This window comes from Veillonella sp. VA141 (assembly GCF_003992175.1).
GTDB lineage: Bacteria > Bacillota > Negativicutes > Veillonellales > Veillonellaceae > F0422.
In genome coordinates, this window is sequence record NZ_RQVM01000006.1 from 138,397 (window position 1) to 161,797 (window position 23,401).

20 protein-coding genes are annotated in these 23,401 nt (G+C 40.6%); 19 read left to right on the forward strand and 1 reads right to left on the reverse strand.

Features of this window, described 5'->3' with window-relative positions; all coding sequences use genetic code 11:
• Positions 1-102 precede the first annotated feature (102 nt).
• The 18 genes from EO112_RS07430 to EO112_RS07515 all read left to right on the forward strand — a co-directional run bounded on the left by EO112_RS07430 (position 103) and on the right by EO112_RS07515 (position 18,567).
• Positions 103-711, forward strand: coding sequence for a LysE/ArgO family amino acid transporter (locus EO112_RS07430; RefSeq protein ID WP_127011165.1), 609 nt, complete (start codon positions 103-105; stop codon positions 709-711).
• 121 nt (positions 712-832) lie between these two features.
• Positions 833-2,023, forward strand: coding sequence for an enhanced intracellular survival protein Eis (gene eis / locus EO112_RS07435; protein WP_127163731.1), 1,191 nt, complete (start codon positions 833-835; stop codon positions 2,021-2,023).
• A gap of 180 nt (positions 2,024-2,203) precedes the next feature.
• Positions 2,204-5,110 carry a DUF3427 domain-containing protein gene (locus EO112_RS07440; protein ID WP_127163733.1) on the forward strand — a complete coding sequence of 969 codons (2,907 nt, stop codon included), beginning with the start codon at positions 2,204-2,206 and terminating at the stop codon, positions 5,108-5,110.
• 11 nt (positions 5,111-5,121) lie between these two features.
• A complete protein-coding gene (locus tag EO112_RS07445) occupies positions 5,122-5,508 on the forward strand; it encodes a (deoxy)nucleoside triphosphate pyrophosphohydrolase (RefSeq protein WP_127163735.1) in 387 nt (128 codons plus the stop codon).
• A gap of 89 nt (positions 5,509-5,597) precedes the next feature.
• The gene (locus EO112_RS07450) at positions 5,598-6,245 is read left to right on the forward strand and encodes a hypothetical protein (RefSeq protein ID WP_127163737.1); all 648 of its coding nucleotides are present in this window, start codon (positions 5,598-5,600) and stop codon (positions 6,243-6,245) included.
• A gap of 134 nt (positions 6,246-6,379) precedes the next feature.
• Positions 6,380-7,273, forward strand: a complete 894-nt coding sequence (locus EO112_RS07455; protein WP_127163739.1) for a polyphenol oxidase family protein — start codon at positions 6,380-6,382, stop codon at positions 7,271-7,273.
• Positions 7,274-7,545: 272 nt separating this feature from the next.
• Positions 7,546-8,235, forward strand: coding sequence for a YggS family pyridoxal phosphate-dependent enzyme (locus EO112_RS07460; protein WP_127163741.1), 690 nt, complete (start codon positions 7,546-7,548; stop codon positions 8,233-8,235).
• A 14-nt stretch (positions 8,236-8,249) separates the two neighbouring features.
• Positions 8,250-8,753 (forward strand): cell division protein SepF, encoded by a 504-nt coding sequence (locus EO112_RS07465; protein WP_009353917.1) that lies wholly within the window; start codon positions 8,250-8,252, stop codon positions 8,751-8,753.
• A gap of 16 nt (positions 8,754-8,769) precedes the next feature.
• Positions 8,770-9,588 (forward strand): pyrroline-5-carboxylate reductase, encoded by an 819-nt coding sequence (gene proC, locus EO112_RS07470; RefSeq protein ID WP_127163743.1) that lies wholly within the window; start codon positions 8,770-8,772, stop codon positions 9,586-9,588.
• Positions 9,578-10,363, forward strand: coding sequence for an RNA-binding protein (locus tag EO112_RS07475; protein ID WP_127135822.1), 786 nt, complete (start codon positions 9,578-9,580; stop codon positions 10,361-10,363). The genes proC and EO112_RS07475 overlap by 11 nt, the downstream gene beginning before the upstream one ends.
• Before the next feature lie 13 nt (positions 10,364-10,376).
• Positions 10,377-10,856, forward strand: a complete 480-nt coding sequence (locus EO112_RS07480; protein ID WP_009353901.1) for a DivIVA domain-containing protein — start codon at positions 10,377-10,379, stop codon at positions 10,854-10,856.
• Between the two features lie 64 nt (positions 10,857-10,920).
• Positions 10,921-11,556, forward strand: a complete 636-nt coding sequence (locus EO112_RS07485; protein WP_082717758.1) for a bifunctional precorrin-2 dehydrogenase/sirohydrochlorin ferrochelatase — start codon at positions 10,921-10,923, stop codon at positions 11,554-11,556.
• On the forward strand, positions 11,525-12,811 hold the full coding sequence (gene hemA / locus EO112_RS07490; protein ID WP_127011174.1) for a glutamyl-tRNA reductase: 1,287 nt from the start codon (positions 11,525-11,527) through the stop codon (positions 12,809-12,811). Before EO112_RS07485 ends, hemA begins: the two co-directional genes overlap by 32 nt.
• Positions 12,808-13,746, forward strand: coding sequence for a hydroxymethylbilane synthase (gene hemC / locus EO112_RS07495; protein WP_127061597.1), 939 nt, complete (start codon positions 12,808-12,810; stop codon positions 13,744-13,746). The genes hemA and hemC overlap by 4 nt, the downstream gene beginning before the upstream one ends.
• The gene (cobA, locus tag EO112_RS07500; RefSeq protein ID WP_009353913.1) at positions 13,743-15,278 is read left to right on the forward strand and encodes a uroporphyrinogen-III C-methyltransferase; all 1,536 of its coding nucleotides are present in this window, start codon (positions 13,743-13,745) and stop codon (positions 15,276-15,278) included. Before hemC ends, cobA begins: the two co-directional genes overlap by 4 nt.
• A gap of 13 nt (positions 15,279-15,291) precedes the next feature.
• Positions 15,292-16,266 carry a porphobilinogen synthase gene (gene hemB / locus EO112_RS07505; RefSeq protein WP_009353881.1) on the forward strand — a complete coding sequence of 325 codons (975 nt, stop codon included), beginning with the start codon at positions 15,292-15,294 and terminating at the stop codon, positions 16,264-16,266.
• Positions 16,267-16,287: 21 nt separating this feature from the next.
• Complete coding sequence (gene hemL / locus EO112_RS07510; RefSeq protein ID WP_127011176.1) at positions 16,288-17,583, forward strand: glutamate-1-semialdehyde 2,1-aminomutase; 1,296 nt, start codon at positions 16,288-16,290, stop codon at positions 17,581-17,583.
• A 168-nt stretch (positions 17,584-17,751) separates the two neighbouring features.
• Complete coding sequence (locus EO112_RS07515) at positions 17,752-18,567, forward strand: sulfurtransferase (RefSeq protein WP_127163745.1); 816 nt, start codon at positions 17,752-17,754, stop codon at positions 18,565-18,567.
• Between the two features lie 189 nt (positions 18,568-18,756).
• Here EO112_RS07515 and EO112_RS07520 read toward each other — a convergent pair whose 3' ends face one another.
• Positions 18,757-19,956 (reverse strand): MFS transporter, encoded by a 1,200-nt coding sequence (locus EO112_RS07520; RefSeq protein ID WP_062400932.1) that lies wholly within the window; start codon positions 19,954-19,956, stop codon positions 18,757-18,759.
• A 583-nt stretch (positions 19,957-20,539) separates the two neighbouring features.
• Here EO112_RS07520 and ileS point away from each other — a divergent pair.
• Positions 20,540-23,386, forward strand: coding sequence for an isoleucine--tRNA ligase (ileS, locus tag EO112_RS07525; protein WP_127163747.1), 2,847 nt, complete (start codon positions 20,540-20,542; stop codon positions 23,384-23,386).
• The last annotated feature ends 15 nt before the right edge of the window (positions 23,387-23,401 follow it).

Genomic DNA, 23,401 nt, shown 5'->3' on the forward strand with positions numbered 1-23,401 from the left:
ATGTGGCCTTACGTTCGCTTGCTGATACTGTGCAAGAACCACGTCAAGGTATATAACGACTAGATAGTAACGGGATTGATATAGAGAATGAAAGGAGCCAATATGACCTATTTTTGGGAAGGCTTACTGATTGGGTTTGCTGTGTTGGCGCCCATAGGGATGCAGAATCTATTTATCATTAATACAGCACTGGTACAAAAGGCATCACGTATTATTACTACCATTCTAATCGTGGCATTTTTCGATCTTACCTTAAGTGTATCGGCGTTTTATGGCATTGGTGCTATCTTTGATATATGGCCTTTTTTGAAAGGCATCGTACTTCTTTTGGGAGGAGCGGTTATCTTTTACATGGGCTATACCGTGTTTAATTCAGAGCCGAATGTATCTCATGTGGATACGAATGTGACAATTTGGAATATTGTGACTACTGCCTTTGCGGTAGCATGGCTGAACCCTCAGGCACTTATTGATGTGACGATGATGTTCGGTGCTGTGAAAGCCAGCATTCCTGAGGAGTCATCCATCTATTTCCTACTGGGATACATCGTGTCTGCTTTTGCTTGGTTTGGAGCATTATCGACTATTATTCACAAATTAGCAAAGCGTATCAAAATTTCGCAACTCGTATGGATCAACCGTATCTGTGGATTGATTTTATTCGGATATGGAGCGAAATTGTTTATAGATGGAGTATTGCTGTATATATAGTAAACTTTCAGAAAAGAAGTGCATAAAGGGTCTAGCAGTAGACCCTTATTTTTTTATATAATACTAATATAAAGTATTCGAACTATTTTCAATGTACCATAACGATGGAAGAGGGATTATTTTGAAATTTAGAATAGCAAAAGATACGGACACAAAAGATGTAAAGCGTTTGTGGGCCTATTGTTTTGAGCCAGAAGGTCATCCATTTTTTAACTATTATTTTGATACTGCTTATGAACCAGAAAATACGATGGTTGGTATCGATCGTAGTTATTTGGTGAGTACCGTCCATTTACGACAAAATATTATACGTGTTCGTGGTGTGGACCTGCCTATGTCTTACATGGTGGGAGTTGCCACAGACCCTATTGTACGTCGTAGTGGGGTAGGCAAAAAATTACTGAAATCAGCATTAGGCGAATTAAAACAACGTGGACAAGGAGTCACTATTTTAATGCCATCCTATGCTGGGTTTTACCAAAAATATGGATGGGATTTATATGCCCATCAATGGGTACAAACTATGAAGCTAGATGATTTGGCCCCACTAGTAGAAACTACAGATAAAATGGTGTCCTTTGGTATGTTACGGTCTCCACGGGAGTGGAAACGTTTAGCAGGGGTATATGAGACATATACTAAACCATTATCTGGCTATGCTGTGCGTAAAGAAAAAGAATGGGTTCGCTTATTAGAGTCTATTTTTGCAGAAGGCGTGCAAGTAGGGTATGTGAAAAATGATTCTGGACAATTAGAGGGTTATTGTTTTTATCGCTTAGGGGAACCTGAGATTGCTGTGACAGAATTTGTGTATACTACGCGTCGTGCGCAAAAAGCATTGTTGAACTTCTTGTACAACCATCGTTCCCAAGGTGACAGTGTACGGTGGAATGAAGGTATGCTGGATCAAGGCTATATCTTTCATCCTAATGGAAAAGTAGGGCACAGTACTATGCCATTTATGATGAGTCGTATTGTAGATGTCAAACTAGCTATGGAAAGTATTCCTGTACCAGTAGCATTGGAAGGGGCTATTCAGTTCGGTGTGAAAGATCCATTATGTGAGTGGAACCATGGTACCTATGTAGTATCTTATAAAGAAGGCAAGGCGCAAGTAGTAAAACATAAAGAGCATGTAGATATTAATGCTAAATTAGTATTCTCTGTAGGTGCATTGAGCTTACTTCTCATGGGTCGTATGAGTGCTACAGAACTTGCTTTTGAAGAAAAATTAGAAGGACCAGATGATATATTAGAAGTATTGAATCGGGCTTACCCAAGACAAAATACATATATAAATGAATGGTGGTAAGATACTTTTTAAAGTTGATACAATCACCATAAAATAAGAAAGAACGCTATGCATTTCTTGACAAGCTATGAGAATATTTTAGTTTGCTATAGGATGTGTAGTGTTCTTTTTATTTTTCTATTGATCTTATGTATAAGAGCTGGTACAGTGATCTTATATACATGTATATAGGAGATAGAGATGAGTGCGATAAATTTTACGAAATCATTACAATATAGTGGACCAGAGTTTGTATCGAATAATGCAGAAGAAGGGCGGAAGGTAATTTCCGCTATAGAGAGCGAATTAAAACGGTGTGAATCCTTTTTTATCAGTGTAGCCTTTATTACAGCAGGTGGATTAAGTCCATTATTAATGACGTTAAAAGAGTTGGAAGGAAAAAATATTCCAGGTCGTATTTTGACAACAAATTTCTTGATGTTTAATGATCCTAAAATACTAGACAAGTTAAGTCAGTTTAGTAATATAGAGCTCCGCATATTTGATGCACAAGGATCTGATGTAGGTTTTCATACAAAAGGATATGGATTCCATTTAGAGGATGAGTTTACTATTATCGTGGGCAGCTCTAATATGACGCTCCACGCATTGACAAGAAATAAGGAGTGGAATGTGCATTATAGTTCTCATAAGCAAGAATCTTTTGTGATGTCTGTCTTAGAAGAGTTTGAAAGCTTGTGGGCAGCAGATGAGACAAAGACTTATGTAGACTATATTGATACGTACAGAATGTTATATGAGCAATATAATGATTCTACTAAAAAACAATTACCAGCGGTGGTAGATACAAATATAAATGAATCTAATCAAGTCCCAAAAGTATTACAGCCGAACAGCATGCAGTCCTATGTGATGGAAAGGTTTACAGAGTTGTATCAATCAGGTGCTAATAAAGGATTGTTGATTTCTGCCACAGGAACAGGTAAAACTTATGCATCAGCCTTTGCTGTCAGTAGTGTAAAACCAAAGCGAGTACTATTTTTAGTGCATCGTGAACAGGTAGCGAGACAGGCGATGGAATCGTATCAACGGGTAATTGGCGACTCTGTGACATATGGTGTGTTATCGGGTGCAGCAAAAGGTTTTTCTGAAACCTATTTATTTGCGACCATGCAGATGATGTCTAAGCCAGATTGTTATGAACGATTTTCCCCTACAGATTTTGATGTGATTGTTATCGATGAGGCACATCGAGCAGGATCTGAAAGTTATCATAGAATTATGGAATATTTCAGGCCTAAGTTTTGGTTTGCTATGACTGCTAGTCCAGAGCGTACAGATGATTTCGATATTTATAAGCTATTTGATTATAATATTATTCATGAAATACGATTACAACATGCATTAGAGGCAGATTTACTATGTCCATTTCACTATTTTGGTATCGGACAATTATCTGATGGCATCACAACCTATGAGGGTGATGAAGCACAGAGCATTTTTGCCAATGAATGGGATTACCAAACAAGAGCTAGATTAATTCTAGAGCAATGTAATTTTTATGGATATTCTGGAGAGCGAGTAAAAGGGTTAGTATTCTGTCATAGTATTGAAGAAGCACAAGAGTTATCCAAGGCTTTTAATCAACTAGGGATGAGAACTATTAGTTTAAGTGGTGCAGATTCGCAAGAAATTCGGGAAGAGGCTATTCAACGATTATCAGGACTGGATGCGAATGATGCGTTAGATTATATTATGACCGTAGATATTTTTAACGAAGGTATCGATATTCCAGAGGTCAATCAAGTTGTTATGGTTCGTGGTACAGAGAGTCCCATTGTGTTTGTGCAACAGTTAGGTCGGGGACTACGTCGTCATAACAGTAAAGATTACGTGGTCGTTCTTGATTTTATTGGAAACTTTAATAATAACTTTATGATTCCTGTAGCTCTGTCCGGAGATGTAAGTCATAACAAGGATAGTTTGCGGTATTATGTGCAAGAAGGGACGCGAGTGATTCCGGGTGCATCTACGATTCATTTTGATGCGATTGCTCAAGAACGTATTTTTAAATCTATTGACACAGCTAAATTCACACAGATTAAACATATTCGGCAAGCCTATAAAAACTTAAAATATAAATTAGGTCGTATTCCTAAATTGATAGATTTTGAAAACTATGGAAGTATCGATATTTCATTAATCTTTAATAGTAATGCAAAAACATATTATAAGTTTTTGGTAGACTATGAAAAAGACTACACGCATAGGTTTTCGTCGGTAGAAGCGAAAATACTAGAGTATATGGGCCAGTATATGGTACTTGGCAAACGAGTACATGAACTCTATGTATTGGAAGGTTTGTTGAAAGGTGAAGTTAATCCACTGACGTATATGAGAACAAAGTTACTAGGATTAGGTATTCCTTGTACAACTCATACGGAAAGAAATATCATCAATTTATTTACAGGTCAGTTTAAGACAGGATCCTCCAAAGCTGGATTTAAGGATGCCCTGTTGTGCGATGAAGTGGTAGATGGATTGCAGATATCAACGGTATTCCGTGAAGCTTTAGAAAATGAAGGGTTCCGTGATATGGTCGAGGACTATGTGAAAGTGGGCTTTCAAAGAAATCAAAAATACTATAGTCAAAGATATGAGGAAGCCTCTTTTACGCTGTATCAAAAATATACCTATGAAGATGTATGCCAGTTAATGGAGTGGGAAACGAGTATCGTACCATTAAATATTGGTGGTTATAAATATGATGAGGCTACCAAAACATATCCGGTATTTATCAATTATGATAAGGGCGAAGATATTGCAGATACTATTAGATATGAAGATAAATTATTATCTCCACAACAATTAATTGCTATTTCTAAAAGTGGTGTGGACCTTAGTAATAATTTGGTACAAAAAGCGTTACATGCAAAAGAAGAAGGCATTACTATGCATTTGTTTATCCGAAAAAATAAGAACGATGAAGATGGGGCAAAAGAGTTTTATTATTTAGGTCATATACATGCAACAGGGGAAACAGAAGTATTTACCATGCCAGGTACAACGAAAAAAGCTGTTCGTATTATGTATGATTTGGAAACTCCGATACGTGAAGATTTGTACGACTATTTTGTGAATCATTAAAGGAGATATGGATGAAAACGATAGAAGTAGTAGCGGCAGTTATTTTAAAAGATAACCAAGTATTAACTACACAAAGAGGTTATGGAGATTTACAAGGACGTTGGGAATTTCCAGGAGGTAAAATTGAGTTTGGAGAAGATCATAAAGCAGCTTTATCTCGTGAGATACAAGAAGAATTAGATGTGCAGATTACAGTAGGGGATTTTTTAACAACCGTAGAGTATGACTATCCTAATTTTCATCTCATTATGCATGCCTATCAATGTGAGTTATTAGGAGAATTTCATTTACAAGAACATAGTGCAGCTCGTTGGTTAAACTTAGAAACTTTATATGATGTAGATTGGTTAGAAGCAGATTTACCTATCGTGGAATATGTGAAAAGTTTAATTGCTTAGGTAGGACGTATAGCGATATAAATGATATACTAATAATTAAATATGACAATGTTAGAATAGTATATGATTCACAATGAAAGAGAGAGACCATGAAAAAATTAACCATATCTTTTTTATTAGCATTATTCAGTGTCACCATCTTCACACCAACCCATGTAGAGGCGAGTTGGTTGTCTAAAACGTGGAAAAAGGTTGAAAAATCATGGAATGAAGCGGGGAAACAAAGCAGCACTACCGGAACAAGTAGTACATCTTCCAGTACGATTCGTTTACCACAACGATCTGAGTATCCGAGTAGATATAATCCAGGTCAAATTGTAGGGCAAAGACCAGATATGCAAGATCTTATTATTGCAGGAGTACCAGTGGGTGCTCAATATAGTGAGATACGAAAGGCATTGGGAGAACCGACAGAAGAAAGAATGTACGATCCTTTTTCATATACTGGTCCAAATACATTTATGAGATATGGGGGAATCAAGTATTCTAGTCTTTTGGGAAACTTAGATAGAGCTGATATGATAACCATAGAGAATAGAGATGCTGTGACTCATCGTGGTATTGCAGTAGGTGATTCGTTAGAAGCAGTGTTTAAGGCATATGGCAGACCTACTCATATCAATAGCAGAAATGATTGGTTCTACGGAGTTTTTATATGGGCATCAGATGCCAAAAGCGGTATTACTTTTGAAAATGATGGAGAAAAGGTAACTAAGATTAGGATTATTAATTCCTAAAAAGATGCTTATCAAGTTTATTTTCGTAATCTACATCTGAAATTAATAAAGTAAATTCTCATTTAATCTATTATGAATTATAACATCTAAATTCATAATATATATTATTCAACCAATACACAAGAGGTCCCAGCATGAACACAACTAAATCATTCCAAACTTCCTCCTCTCTTCGACACGCACCATTTTCTCAGGATAGCTCCACCAGTATTACCTATGAATACAGTCCGCTGTTAGAGGGTTTTCCCCTCGCTCATGGTGTGACCTACCGCTATGGTGGTGTCAGTGAAGGTAACTTTAATAGTTTTAACATGGGTCTGCATGTAGGTGATGATCCGAAAGCGGTGGCAGAGAACCGCAAACGCTTAGCGCAGGTGTTAGGTGTGGATTCAAATCATTTGACTTGTGGTGAGCAAGTGCATGGGGTAGGCGTGACGAGGGTGACGGAAGTGCTGGTCGGTCGAGGTGCTTTCAGTTGGGAAGACAGTATCCCAGATAGTGATGCGATTCATACGAATTTGGTGAATGTGCCACTCTTGTTGCTCGTGGCAGACTGTGTGCCTGTGCTTATCTATGACGGGGTGCATCATGCGGTGGCAGTGGTTCATGCAGGTTGGCGTGGTGCCATCGCTCACATTGTGGAGCGCACGATGGATAGTATGCACGATGCGTACGGAACGTTGCCAAAAGATTGCTACCTCTTCATCGGTCCCTCCATTGGAGAAGACTCCTTTGAGGTGAGTGAAGAGATTGCTGAACAATTTCGACAGGATATGGGTAATTTGGGACTTTCACAGGTAAATGCAGTCGTGCGTTATCTCCAACGGTTAGAACAAGCGACACCTACTCCACATATAGATCTGAAAGGATATATTGCAGCTTGTGTCGTACAAAAAGGTGTGCCTATAGATCAAGTGATTCTGTCTGCTACGGATACGATGATGACAGAAGGATGTTATTCATACCGAGGGAATGCAGGCAAGACGGGACGAATGGCTATGTTTGCAGTATTACGAAATCAAGGTTAATAGATGATGGAGTTTCAATAGTTTTGTATATCTTAAGACCTTGTGTAGAACATGAGTAATACAGAATTTAGAGACACATTCTTAGGTATTGTTTGAGAATAGAATAAAAAATTATGACAAAGAATAAGAAAATCTTAAGAACTAGGCTTGAAATCATGCTTTTTCTATGTACTTTTCTTATTCTTTCGTTTATAATAAAAAAGATAAAGTATTATTTATTTTGTGAAGACCTTTCAGAGTGAAATGTAACGACGAAAAAAGGACTGACATATATGATTGCAACAGCATTACATAACGTGCAAGAACGCATAGAAGCGGCTAAGGCACGAGTGGGGAGAAGGGATTTCGTTACACTTGTAGCAGTAACGAAGAATCATCCTGTAGAGGCTGTACAAGAAGTAGCTCGCCTAGGTGTAAGAACTGTGGGCGAAAATCGTGTACAAGAAGCAAAAGAAAAAATGGAACTCTACCAGGGACCGGAACTCCAATGGCATTTAATTGGACAATTACAAAACAATAAAGTGCGTAATGCAGTGGGTAAATTTTCTTTAATTCATTCAGTTCATAGCGTGAAATTGTTGGATGAAATCCAACGTATTGCTGCTAGAGAAGGACTTATACAAGAAGTATTACTACAAGTGAATGTGGCACGAGAAGAAAGCAAGTCTGGGATGGATGTGGAAGAATTTCCAACCATACGGGAATATGCCAAATCATTACCCAATGTACGGGTAAAAGGGCTTATGTGTATGGCACCATTTTTTGATGATCCGGAAGAGGCTCGCCCTATATTTAGAGTCGCTCACGCTTTATTTGAAGATATGAAACTTCATTTTAATGAAGGTCAGATTGAATATATATCTATGGGGATGACCCATGATTTTGAAGTAGCAATTGAAGAAGGTGCAAATATTGTTCGTGTAGGAACAGCAATATTTGGAGAACGCCACTATAATGAGTAATGGAGGAATTAACGATGGCACTGAAAGATAGCTGGAATTCTGTAAAAAGTTTTTTTGGTAGTAATCAAGATGATCAATATGAATTTGATGAATATGATAATGAGATGTATGAAGAAGAGTCTCAACAACCAGTAGTAACAGCACCAGTAGCAGGTGGCAATGGACCAGTAGCATCTGCAGCACGACCAAAAACAGGAGGATATAATACAGTGGCACAACGTTCTAGCGGTATGAAAGTAGTCATCGTAGAGCCAAAAGCATTCGATGATTCTGAAAATATTACAAATCAATTGCGCGATATGCGTCCAGTAGTGATTAACTTTGAAAATACAGACCCTCATGAAGCAGCACGTATTGTGGACTTTGTAAGTGGTGCTACATTTGCATTAGATGGCAAATTAGAAAAAATTGGCAAAGATATTTTCATCTGTGTACCAGTGAATGTAACAGTAGATTATACAGATAAAGAGTACACAGAAATATCTGACAAATTAGCTTGGAAAGAACCACAAGCCTAAGCATTAGGAGGTAGCCATGCAAAAAATACTACTAATTGGTGTAGGATCGATGGGTGGTGCTATTTTACAGGGGGCTTTGGAACAAGGTGTTTGGGGCCCTGAGGAAGTAGATGTACTAGTGCGTCGCAGTGAGCAAGCAGCAGAATTAGAGCGCACATTAGGTGTCACAGCCTTCACGGACTGTGATGCCATACCTGCTTTTGATGAGTACAGAACTATTGTATTTGGCGTAAAACCTCAAGTCTTACCAGCTCTTATGGAAGAGGTGGGAGCACAAATCGAGGCGAGAACATTATGTATTTCCATTGCGGCAGGCATTACATTGGATACATTACAATCCTTTGCATCCCATGTACATTGGTTACGAGCTATGCCGAATACTCCAATTTTGATAAAAGCTGGCTTTACAGCGATTGCTAGTAGTGAACAAGTGACACCAGGTGAGCGAGAACAAGCTTTGCGCATTTTCGAAGCCTTAGGTGAAGCAGTGGTATGTTCAGAAACTGATTTAGACCGTATTGGCGCTCTAGCAGGGGCAGGTCCAGGCTATATGTATACCATTTTAGATGCTATGGCAAATGCAGGTGTTCGGATTGGTCTCACTAGGCCATTGGCGTTGCAAGCGGCGGTACAGACGATGTATGGCTCTGGCTTGATTGCCTTAGAAACAGGCGCTCATCCAAGTGTGCTTAGGGATCAAGTGACATCTCCCGGAGGTACGACTATAGCAGGTATTGCAGCCATGGAAAAAGAAGGGTTGCGTTCTTCTATTATGGAAGGCATCTTAGCTTGTTATGAACGGTCAAATGAAATAGGAAAACAAGGTGAAAGATAAAGAAAAGTTAATTCGATATTTTGAAGCATCTGGTAATGGCGAAGAGGCTAGACGTATGATTGATCTAGCGGAGCAAGTACAAGCAGGTCGACCTTACCGTGTGACAGATTTTATGTCACCTGCAGGCCTTGTCATTGCAGATGCAGTAAAAGCGAATTTTGGTGGTATTAATATCATTTCTAGTGGTGGTTACGAAGGGGCAGAACGCCTTCGAGTGGCCTTTGTGGACCCTCACTTTCAAGGAACAGTAGACTTACAAATTGCGGTGTTGAAAGTATCTTGGGATCCACGATTCCGATTATTGACACATCGTGATGTGTTGGGTTCCTTAATGGGACTTGGTATTGATCGCACTCATTTTGGAGATATTATCGTCACTAGTGGTGGGGCGCAGGTAATCGTAGATGCAACGATAACAGATTTTGTGATTCAAAACTTTACAAAAATTGCTATGGTCACGGTTACAGTATCACGGATGGAATTGAGTGAATTACAACCGAAAGAAGAAAAAATAAAAGAAGTGCGAACTACTGTTGCGTCTATGCGGTTGGATTCTATAGCTTCTTCAGGTTTTAGTACATCTCGTACAAAAGTTGTGGAGGCCATTAAGGCAGGATTAGTACAAGTGAATTGGCAACCTGCGAAAGGACCAGCGCAAGAAGTAAAAGAAGGAGATATTATTTCTCTTCGTGGCAGAGGTCGTATGCAAATAGAAAGTATTACCGGCACGTCTAAAAAAGGGCGTATTGGAGTACATCTAAAACGATTTATGTAAGGAGGCTGATCCTATGTTAACACCAATGGATATTCATAATAAAGAGTTTGGAAAAAGTATTCGTGGCTTTGACTGCGATGAAGTAAACGAGTTCTTGAATGAAGTGGTACAAGCTTATGAAATCTTGTATCGTGAAAACCGTGAAATGACTGATAAAGTAGAGCAAATGGAAAAACGTTTGAATCAATATGAATCAACGGAAGAAACTATGCGCAATACATTGGTGCTTGCTCAAGAGACTGGTGAAAATGTAAAAGAGGCAGCTCGTAAAGAGGCTGATTTAATTTTACAGAATGCGGAACAACAACGATCTACGATTTTAGAAGATGCCAATCGTGCGTTGCGAGAAGCAGAAGCTAAATATGCTACCATTGCGAATGAAATGGCCGTGTTCCGTGCAAAAGTAGAATCAATTTTAACAGCACAACTACAATTATTAGATGGCATTGCTTTAGAGGAAACAAAACCTGTAGAGACAGAAACAGAAGTATAAGGTGAATTTCGGCTTGAGTATTCAAGCCGTTTTTGCCATTGTAGAGACATATAAGGATAGTAGGATGATAACAGTTGGACTTTCACTTAAAGACAGGCCTTGTCTTGTAGTCGGCGGAGGGCAAGTAGCGCTGCGTAGAATTGAAAAGTTAATAGACGAAGAGGCATCTATTATAGTAGTCAGTCCTGATGTATTGCCTGACATTGTAACATACCATAAAGCAGGTGTATTACAATGGATAGAGAAGCCTTATAGGTCAGAATATATGGTAGGGCAACAGTTTGTCATTATTGCTACGGATATTCCTGCTGTGAATGCGCAAGTCATGGAAGATGCTCAAGAAGTACAAGCTTTCATTAATCGGGCTGATGTGAAAGATGATTCTACTTGGGTATTCGGCAGTGCTACGGAGATTGGTGATTTAGAGATTTCTATATTTACCAATCAAGTGAGCCCACGAGTGAGTCGCTTGCTTAGACAGGATATAGAAACCAGGTACGGCATATTAGCCGAGTGGCTACCTCAGATTCGTCTATGGAGACAAGAATTACAGCATATATTAAATACGCCAAAAGAACGAGAGCAGTTCTGGCGTACAAATTTAGGAGAATCGGAGTTTATACAAATATTAGAGGGTCAAGGAGACTCAGTGAAGGAGAATATTGTACATGCAATTAGTCGTATTAGGTCTGAATCATAGAAGTGCACCTGTAGATGTACGAGAGAAATTTTCTTTTTCCAAAGAAGCTCTCGATCATGCTATGGATCACATCTATGCTCATGAAGAAGTAGAGGAATGCGTCCTTTTATCGACGTGTAACCGCACAGAACTCTATGTCGTCCTAAATGACATGGAGAATGTAAAAGAATATATGATACGTTTACTACTGCATCTGAAAGGTGAAGAAACGGTAGACGTAGATGAGAAATGGTTTTTCCTGTATGAAGGGAAGGCATGTATTTCTCATTTATTTAGAGTGGCATCTAGTTTAGATTCTCTTGTGTTAGGAGAAGGTCAAATTTTGAGCCAATTAAAAATGGCCTATATTTCTTCCTATAGTAAGGGATTAACAGCGTCTGTGTTTAATATTATTTTCCAAAAAGCCATTGCTGTAGGGAAACGTGTGCGTACGATGACGGGGATTGCGAATACGCCAGTATCTGTTAGTTATACAGCAGTCAATTTAGCGGAAGATAGTTTAGATATTCCTATCAGTGAGGCAAAGGTTCTCATTTTGGGAGCTGGTCAAATGAGTGAGCTCACAGCTCGTCATTTACAAGCTAAAGGGGTAAAGAGTATTTTCGTGTCCAATCGGACGTTCAAAACAGCAGAAGAATTGGCAAAGCAATTCAATGGTAAAGCCGTTGATTTTGACAATTTTGTAGAAGAAGCCAAAGTAGCAGATATTATTATTACATCTACTGGTGCACCTCATTATGTGATTGAATGGGAAGAAGCGGAAGAAATCATGGATGGCCGTGGTGGTAAACCAATTGTCATGATCGATATTGCTGTTCCCCGTGATATCAACCCAGATGTAACAGAAATTCCCGGAGTGTATTTGTTTAACATTGATGCCTTGGAAAGTGTAGTAGAAGCGAATAAACACCAACGAGAAGAAGAAGCTCAAAAAGCAGAGCCTATCTTAGAAGAAGCCTTACAAGAAATTGAAGAAAAATTACAATATTTATCGGTTCGTCCTATTATGGTCTTGCTTAGTGAAAAAGCAGAAGCCATTCGTAAACGTGAAGTACATCGCGCGATGGCAAAATTACCTAATGCCACAGAGCTAGAACGTAAGATTATTAGCAATATGTCCCGCATGTTGGTACGTAAATTATTGCGTGATCCAATGATTCATTTTGGTGAAGTAGCGGGTAAAGAAGAAGAGCGAGATTATTGGAAGTTATTCCAAGATATGTTTGCTTTGGAAGTGGAGGACGACACACTATGAGAGACATAATTCGTATAGGCACCCGTAGTAGTGCCCTTGCTTTATGGCAAGCCAACTATGTAGCAGATGCATTGCGCAAACATTACCCAAAGTGCAAGGTGGAGTTAGTCCATCACAGTACGAAAGGTGATCGTATTTTAGAAAAACCATTGGCTGAAATCGGTGGTAAAGGTTTATTTACAGAAGAACTAGAAGCATCTATGCGTGATGGGAGCATCGATTTGGCTGTACACAGCTTGAAAGATATGCCTACAGAATTACCAGAAGATTTGGTACTAGGTGCTATTACAGAGCGTGAAACACCATGTGATGCTTTGGTATCACCAAAATATAAAACGCTAGATCAACTACCACAAGGTGCTAAGGTAGGGACTAGTAGTTTACGCCGTCAAGCACAATTGTTGAATCAACGACCTGATTTGCAGATTTCTGTACTTCGTGGGAATGTGCAAACGCGATTGAACAAATTAGAAACAGAAAACTTTGATGCCATTGTATTAGCAGAAGCAGGGTTAAAACGATTGGGGCTGGAATCTGTTGTTACACAGACTTTCACTAGCGATGAAATGATTCCTGCTGTGGGTCAAGGGGCATTGGGCATTGAATGTCGCAAGGATGATACAGAAATGCTAGATATGTTATCTGTATTGCACGATGAAAATACTATGTGGGCTACTCGTGGAGAACGTAGTTTCCTTCGTCAACTCGAAGGTGGTTGCCAAGTACCGATGGGGGTACATGGGACGATTTATAAAGGACAATTAACGTTGAAAGCTATCATTGCTTCTTTAGATGGAAAAAATTGTTTTGAAGGTGAATTGTCAGGACCAAAAGAAAAAGCAGATATGTTAGGTCGTAACTTGGCGAAAGCTCTCTATGAAGAAGGGGGTAAAGCCATCATTGACGATTTAGTAGAAAGAGGAGTATTGAAATGACAGGCATTGTATATTTAATTGGTGCCGGACCGGGTGATCATAAATTAATCACTCTAAAAGGTAAGGAATGTATTGAAAAAGCAGACGTTATTGTCTATGACTATTTAGCAGATGCTCATTTCTTGTCCTATGCGAAAGAAGGAGCAGAGATCATTTATGCAGGTAAAAAAAGCAACAATCATACGATGCATCAATGGGAAATCAACGAACTTCTTGTAAAATGTGGCTTAGAAGGTAAAGTAGTGGCTCGTCTTAAAGGGGGCGACCCTCTAGTATTTGGTCGTGGTGGTGAAGAAGCGTTGGCTTTGGTAGAAGCGGGCGTGCCATTTGAATTTGTACCTGGTATTACATCTGGCATTTCTGCACCAGCCTATGCTGGGATTCCTGTCACCCAACGTGCCATGGCGACGTCTTTTGCTATTGTTACAGGTCATGAAGATCCAACAAAACCAGAATCTGGTATGAATTGGGATGGCTTAGCCAAATCTGTGGATACGATCTCCTTTGTGATGGGTATCTCGAATTTGCCGAGCATTGCCACAAACTTAATCAAATATGGTCGTCCTAAGGAAACTCCAGTGGCAGTCATCCGTTGGGGAACAAAACCAATCCAAGAAACGTTGGTCTCTACATTGGAGCATGTCGTAGAAGATGTAGAAAAAGCGCAATTGAAAGCACCAGCTATTGTTATCGTTGGGGAAGTAGTATCTTTGCGGGAGCAATTACGTTGGTTTGATAATAAACCATTATTTGGTAAAACTATCGTGGTCACACGAGCTCGTAGTAAAGCTAGCGCCTTATCTGAACGATTACTAGAATTGGGGGCCCATGTCATCGAAGCATCTGCTATCAAAACACAGGCATTACCTCGTACAGAGGAGATGGACGTGGCTTATGATAGCTTATCTTCCTACGATGGATTAATTTTTACATCTGCCGAAGGGGTGCGGTTCTTCTTTGATGGTTTATTAGACCGTGGCTTAGATAGTCGTGCGTTAGGTTCTATGAAAGTATGTGCTATCGGCAGTGCTACCGCAAAATCTTTATTAGATCGAGGCATTCGTGCGGACATCGTGCCACCGAATTACCAAGCGGAATCTGTGGTGGAAACCATTACAGTAGAACAGAGTCGTGTATGGCCAGAACGAGCGCTAGGCGATTTGCGCTTTGTGCTAGTACAACCAAAAGTGGCACGCGACGTGATTTATAAAGGACTTTCACAGGCAGGATGTGATGTGACGGTATTGCGTTTGTATGAAACGGTACAAGATACGTCCCATAAAGAATATTTAGAAGAAGCCTTGCGAGCAGGTGAAGTAGATTACATTACGTTCACAAGTTCTTCTACGGTGACGAATACAAAAGATATGCTTGGCTCCGATGCAGTGAATTTATTAGGAAACACGAAGGTTGTTTGCATTGGACCGATTACAGGTGCTACCTGTGTAGAAGAAGGGATTCAACCAGATTTAATTGGTGAAACTTTTACAATCCCTGCGATGGTGGATCTAATCTTGAACGATTGCAAATAGAAAGAGGCATAATATGGAATTACGAAATCGACCAAGACGATTGCGCATCAGCCCAGCTATGCGTGCGTTGGTTCGTGAAACAACATTACAAGTAGAAGACTTAATTTATCCTATATTTATTGTTCCGGGAACAGCGGTGAAAGAAGAAATTTCTTCCTTACCAGGACAATATCATGTGTCCGTGGACGAGGCTGTAAAATTGGCGAAAGAAGCCTATGACTTAGGTATTAAGGGAGTCGAAATTTTCGGCATTCCTACTTACAAAGATGAAGATGGTTCTTCTGCGTGGGATATGGAACAACCGGTACAGCAAGCAATTATGGCGATCCGTAAAGAAGTGCCAGAGTTGATCGTGATTTCCGACGTATGCCTTTGCCAATACACATCTACAGGTCATTGCGGTCATGTGGAACATCATGAAGTCATTAATGATGCTACGTTGCCATTATTGTGTAATGTAGCAGTGAGCCATGCGAAAGCGGGTGCTCACATGGTGGCACCATCTGACATGATGGATGGACGTATTGCTGCGATTCGTGAAGCCTTAGATGCAGCGGGATTTAGCCATGTATCCATCATGAGTTATGCGGCGAAATATGCATCCGCCTATTATGGACCATTCCGTGATGCGGTCCATTCTGCACCGGGATTTGGGGACCGTAAAGGATATCAAATGGATGAGGCCAATCGTTTAGAAGCGTTGCGTGAAGTGGAACAAGATATCATCGAAGGGGCGGATATCATTATGATTAAGCCAGCTCTATCCTATTTGGATATTGTACGCGAAGTACGGGATAACTTCGATTGTCCTTTAGCCGTTTACAATGTCAGCGGTGAATATGCCATGATTAAAACAGCAGCGGCAGCGGGGTTGGTAGATGAAAAACGCATTACTTTGGAAACCTTGCTATCCATGAAACGAGCAGGAGCAAAGATGATTATTACCTATCATGCCCTGGATGTGGCACGTTGGCTACAGGAAAAATAGTGTGAAAATATAGGAGCCATTATGTTTAGTTTAGAAAAATCAAAACAAGCCTTCGCAGAGGCTCGTACATATATGCCAGGTGGTGTGAACAGTCCTGTTCGCTCCTACCGCAGTGTAGGGGGCAATCCTCCTTTCATCAGTTCTGCTAGCGGATCTCGCATTTACGATATCGATGGCAATGAGTATATCGATTACGTGTTGTCCTGGGGTCCTATGATTCTAGGTCATGCGAATCCTGAAATCGTGGCGTCTATTTTGGAAGCCATCCCTCGTGGTACTAGTTATGGAGCACCAACACTGCTTGAAACAGAAGTGGCGAAAAAAATTCAAGCTTTCTATCCATCTATGGAAATGGTACGCATGGTGAACTCTGGTACAGAATCTACTATGAGTGCCTTGCGTTTGGCTCGTGGCTATACAGGTCGTGACAAAATTGTGAAATTTATCGGCTGTTACCATGGTCATAGTGATAGCTTGTTAGTGAAAGCTGGTTCTGGCTTAGCTACCTTTGGCGTGCCTGATAGTCCCGGCGTGCCAACTGGTGTGGCAAGGGATACGATTACATTGCCGTACAATGATTCTGATGCAGTTCGCCAATTGTTCGAGGCTCATGGTGAAAGTATTGCAGCCATCATCGTGGAACCAGTAGCAGGTAATATGGGCTGTGTACCTCCTGTGGAAGGATTCTTGGAGACTTTGCGTGAAGTAACGACAGAGCACGGTGCAGTCCTCATCTTTGATGAAGTGATGTGCGGATTCCGCTCCAGTTCTGGAGGGGCACAAAAATATTACAATGTCATTCCAGATTTGACATGCTTAGGTAAAATCGTAGGCGGTGGCTTACCAATGGCGGTATTCGGTGGCAAGAAAGAAATTATGTCTTCCATTGCTCCATCCGGTCCTGTGTACCAAGCAGGCACCTTGAGTGGTAATCCAGTAGCCATGGCGGCAGGTCTTGCTACCTTGTCTATGTTGCAAAAACATCCGAATGCATTCCGTCAAGTAGAGGAATCTACAGAAGCCTTATGCCAAGGATTAGAAGCGGCGGCGAAAGAAGTAGGTGTACCTGTAGTAGTACAACGAGTAGGATCTATGTTTACTCTCTTCTTCACAGATAAAGCAGTGCATAACTTCGATGACGCCAGCGCTTGTGATATGGAAGCGTTTAAAACATTCTTCCATTACAACTTGGAACGTGGCATCTATTATGCAGCCAGCCAATATGAAAGCAACTTCTTATCTACGTGCCATAGCGATCAAGATTTGGCATACACATTACAAATTGCAAAAGAAGCGTTTCAAGCTATTAAAGAGTAATATGAGTATTAACCTTTCTTATGAAGAGTAATGAAAACCGATAAAAATTAATAGTATGTCATATCATACATGTATGAATAGAAATGCCATACACATCGAAGATAATCTATGTTACACTAGATTATATAGAGTGTATGGCATTCTAGTTTATATATAGGAGGTGTAATGATGAGTGTTTTAATCTCTCCGAAAGAATTACAAGAAGAATTAGATAGAGTGGTAGTCCTTGATGCACGTGGCTTTGATGCCTATGCAGCAGCCCACATTCCAGGATCCTTTGCCATCGATATGGATGCACACATGAGTGGTCCTTTAGGCGTACACGGTGGTCGTCATCCCTTGCCAGACATGGCTGTCTTAGCAAATCGTTTGAGTGAATGCGGTGTGACCATGGATTCTCACATAGTGGTGTACGATGCGTGGATTTCCTTTGCCGGTCGGTTGCGGTTCTTGCTACTATACATGGGTTTCACCAATGTGAAAGTCCTAGCCGGTGGTATTGAGCGCTGGCATCGGGAAGGGTATTCGTTGACCCAAGAGGAGACACCAACAGTGGCAGATTCAAAACCGTTGGCCTATACATTACAAGACCATTTAGTGATGAGCCGTGATGAAGTGTTACAAGCTAGCCAAACTGGCAGTCATGTCATCATCGATGCGCGGGCACCACAACGGTATGATGGATCGGTAGTGGATACGATGGATGGCATGACGGGACATGTACCAGGAGCGATTAATCATTTCTATGAATGGGGATTTACAGCTGATGGTGTACGTCCCATTGTAGAATTACAAACAGCTTATGGTGACTTAACTAAGGTGGAGAAACCTATCGTTGCCTATTGTGGCTCTGGAGTGACAGCGGCGAACTTGATGATTGCGTTAGCAGAAGTAGGTGTAGAACCTGCTATGTACGTAGGCAGTTCTAGCGATTGGGTGACTTATGAAGGGTTCCCGTTGGAAACAGGGGTTAATACATTATAGGTTTACACTGTCAGTATAGTAGATAGTGATTCAAAATGTTTTCAATATAACACGATAAAAAACAGAGGCCTTGATGATAGGACCTCTGTTTTTACATTCTATGTATTTTGTCATATGTACATCATCATAAAGCATATGTAATGCACAGTATATAGGATGGGAAATTATCTTGTAATTCATAAGAATGGGCTAATGACTGGCTGTTGAAGTGCGCCCTAATGTTACTTTCAAGAAGACCCCTGTTAATGCAATAATCATACCTGTCACGATAAACATGGTACTAAAGCCCCATTGAGATACGATGGCTGAACCACCTACAGCGCCCATAAAGTAGCCGAAGAATAGAGTGGACTGGTTGTAAGCAAAAATTTGTCCAGCTAAATGTTTTGGTGTAATACTCGCAATATAGGTGTTGATTCCTGGCAATAGTCCGCCTAATCCAAAGCCTAGTAAAAATCGAATGATACATAAGACGATAATAGAATCTGTAAAGGCTTGTGGAATTGTCAGGCATCCTACATAAATAAAACTTGTCCAAAGAATGAATTGAGGGCCTAATTTGTCGATGTAGCGACCGAGTACAGAGCTAGCTAACATTTGAGCAATTCCTGTAGAGGTGAAAGCTAAACCAGCTAGTAATGCGATGTGTTCGTGGCCACGGCCTACAATATGTTGCACGAATACAGAAAGTATAGGGGCTGATGCCATAGTAGTGAAGGCAAAAATGAAAGAAGCGATAGATACGAAGATAAGACCTTTCCAATTGGAGATAGATTGTTGTAAGTCTTTGAAAGAAGGAGCTGGGCCCTTTACTTTAGGAGTAAAGTCTTCTTTTATGAATAATAAGGAAGATAAAAAAGCTATGCCTAGTAAAGCGGATACCACAAAAAAAGCATACCGAATACCAAAGGTACTTCCCATATAACCACCAATCATAGGTCCTAATAAGGAGCCTCCTAAGTTGGCAGCGGATAATAGACCTAAGGCCCAACCAGTTCTGGACTCTGGAGTTTGGGTGGCGACTAACGTAATGGATCCAGAAAAAAATCCAGATACCATACCATTTAGAATGCGGATCATCACAACATGTTCAGGGCTTTGTGCGAATCCAAGAAGTGCATTGGTGACCATCATTCCAAAACTAGCTCGTAGTAAAATTAATTTTCTTCCTTTTCTATCAGCTAGTTTTCCCCAAAAAGGTGAGACGAGGGCCACCATAAGATAGGTGACACCCATGGCGATACCAGACCAATTGGCAAGAGATCCTTGATCGTGGACTCCTAGGTCCTGTAAATATAAGGGAATGAGGGGAGCTGCTTGACTGAGCCCCACCGATGCCATGAAGGCCCCGAATAAACAAACGTATAAGGTGCGTTTCCAAAGTTCCATACTGACTCCTATGTACGTGTAGGTGACCCTACTATAAAATTCCAACTATGTATGTATCTATGGTAGCATATCAGTGAGATTTATTATACCCCCTAATCTAGGTATACCTCTAATAGTTTCTTGTAGGATTCCGAGTAGATTTTTATACATATGGTTCTAGCATTTATGATGTATGAGGAAGTACGATCGTTTGACTATATAATAGCGTCACAGTCAGGGGATATACGTTTCTAACATGGATAGAATGTGATTGGGTCTATTGCAACTACTCTGCAGATAGTATATAATTGTATCTGTATTTGACAACGATATATGTTAATACGTTGATAAAGACGGTCATGCAAGGTAGCTCCGAGCGAGTGAGGGATGGTGAAAGCCTCATGGGTGAATGCATGGCGGATCACTTTTGAGTATATGTTGGGGAGCCCGTACTGGGGGTACTCACATCGGTGGACACCGTTATATGTTTGAGCGATGATTCGTTGGGGGTATCTTTCACAAGAATCATCAGTAGGGTGGTACCACGGATTTGCATTCGTCCCTTCGGGGAGCGGGTGCTTTTTTTATTGAGAGGAGAAATAGAATGTCTAATGAAGTAGATTATGGTAAGACCTTGCACTTGCCTGAAACAGAATTTCCTATGCGCGGTAATTTGCCAAAGCGCGAACCAGAATTTATCAAGTTTTGGGAAGATAATAAAATTTATGAAAAACGCTTAGCGAAAAATAAAGGTAAAAAATCTTTTATTTTGCACGATGGCCCTCCTTATGCGAATGGTAAATTGCACATCGGTCATGCCTTGAACAAAACATTAAAAGACATTGTGATGAAATATAAAACAATGCAAGGCCATTACACACCATACATTCCTGGTTGGGATACACATGGTCTTCCTATCGAGCATGCAGTTATCAAAAACACTGGCTTGAATCGTCATGAAATGAGTCCATTGGATCTTCGCAATCAATGTCGTGAATACGCATTGAATTGTGTAGAAGAACAAAAGAAAGATTTCATCCGTTTCGGTGTGCTTGGTGAATGGGATCGTCCTTATTTAACATTGCGCCCTGAGTTCGAAGTGAAACAAATCGGCGTATTTGGTGAAATGGCGAAACGTGGCTACATCTACAAAGGTTTGAAAACTGTGTACTGGTGTACGCATTGTGAAACTGCTTTGGCGGAAGCGGAAATTGAATATGCTGAGAAAAAATCTTTCTCCATCTATGTTAAATTTGCTTACGTAAACGGTGCTGACAGCACATTGCCAGCAGGTTTTGACACTAGCAAATTGTTTTCCGTCATCTGGACAACAACTCCTTGGACAATGCCTGCCAACCAAGCTATCTCTGTGAACCCAGAATTAGATTACTCTTGGGTGAAAATCGGCGATGAGGCATGGTTATTAGCGAATGGTTTAATCGAAACAGCTACCAAAGAAATGGGCGTAGAATCCTATGAAGTGTTAAACACATTCAAAGGTAGCGCATTAGAATTAGCGAACTTTAAACATCCATTCGCAGATCGTAACGCTCCTATCTTGTTGGGTTCTCACGTCACCTTAGAAGCTGGTACAGGTTGCGTACATACGGCTCCTGCTCATGGTGAAGATGACTTTAATGTAGTAAAAGCATACAAAGATGCAGGTAAAATCGACTTTGAAATTTTATCTTTAGTAGATGCTACTGGTCGTTATATTGCCAAAGTAGATGAACCTCGTTATGGTGATACAGAACAACCACTAGCAGGTGTTGAAATCCATGATGCAGAAGTACCAGTGATCAAAATTTTAGCTCATAATGGTGCATTGGTGCAAAAAGGTAATATCCGTCACCAATATGCTCATTGCTGGCGTTGTAAAAACCCTGTTATCTATCGTGCTACAGAACAATGGTTCTCCTCTGTGGATGGCTACCGTCAAGAAGCTTTGAAAGCCATCGATGAACAAGTACAATGGATTCCTAAATGGGGCCATGACCGTATTTATAATATGATCGCAGACCGTGGGGACTGGGTTATCTCTCGTCAACGTGCGTGGGGTGTGCCAATTCCTATCTACTATTGTGACCATTGTGGAGAGCACATCATCAATGATGATACTATCTCTTCCTTACAAGAATGGTTTGCCAAAGAAGGCTCTAATGCTTGGTGGGCTCATGAAGCGAAAGAATTATTGCCAGCAGGATTCACATGTCCATCTTGTGGACATGATTCTTTCCACAAAGAAACAGATATCATGGACGTATGGTTCGACAGCGGTAGCTCTTGGTCTGGCGTATTGGAACAAAATGAAATGGATGTGCCTTGCGCTATGTACTTAGAAGGTTCTGACCAACATCGCGGTTGGTTTAACTCTTCTTTGTTAACAGGTATCGCTACACGTGGTCATGCACCATACAACGCCGTATTGACTCACGGTTTCGTAGTGGACGGGGAAGGCCGTAAAATGTCTAAATCTGTAGGCAATACAGTGGCTCCTTCTGATATCATCGATGTACACGGCGCTGACGTAATGCGTTTATGGGTATCCTCTGCAGATTACCAAGCAGACGTGCGTTTGTCCAAAGATATCGTAAAACAATTGGCAGAAGTATATCGTAAAATCCGTAACACATTCCGTTTCTTGTTAGGTAACTTAGATAACTTTAACCCTAACACTGATAAAGTAGCTTATGAAGAGTTAACAGAGTTAGATCGTTGGGCATTGCATCGTTTAGAAGAAGTTCGTCAAAAAGTAACGAATGCTTACGAAAATTATGAATTCCACATCTTGTATCACACAATCCATAACTTCTGTACCGTAGATTTATCTTCCTTCTACTTGGACGTATTGAAAGATACGATGTACGCAGAGAAAGAAAACAATGTAGCTCGTCGTAGTGCACAAACTGCGATCTATGAAATTTTGACAACATTGGTTAAAATGGTGTCTCCAGTTCTTTCTTTCACAGCCGAAGAAGTATGGCAATACATGCCAAAAGAAGATGGTATGGAAGAAAGTGTCATGTTAGCAGATTGGCCACAAGGTCATGCAGAGCATGTGGATGCAGAATTGTCCGCTCGTTGGGCGACGATGTTAGACCTTCGTAGTGAAATGACAAGAGCTTTAGAAGGCGCTCGCCGTGATAAAGCCATCGGTCACTCCTTGGATGCATCCATCACTGTCTATGCAGATGGCGATGCGTACCAAGCATTGATTGGATTCGGTGCTTCCTTAGCTAGCTTGTTGATCGTGTCTGAAGCGCATGTAGTGGAAGGCCGTGACAAAGCACCAGACAACGCAGTAACAGTAGAAGACGGAGCATTATCCATCGTGGTAACTCCATCTGAGTTAGAAAAGTGCGAACGTTGCTGGATTCATCGCGACACAGTTGGTCAAGATGGGGATCATCCAACATTATGTGCTCGTTGCGCTGACGTAGTCAAAGGATAATGATAATAGCATAAG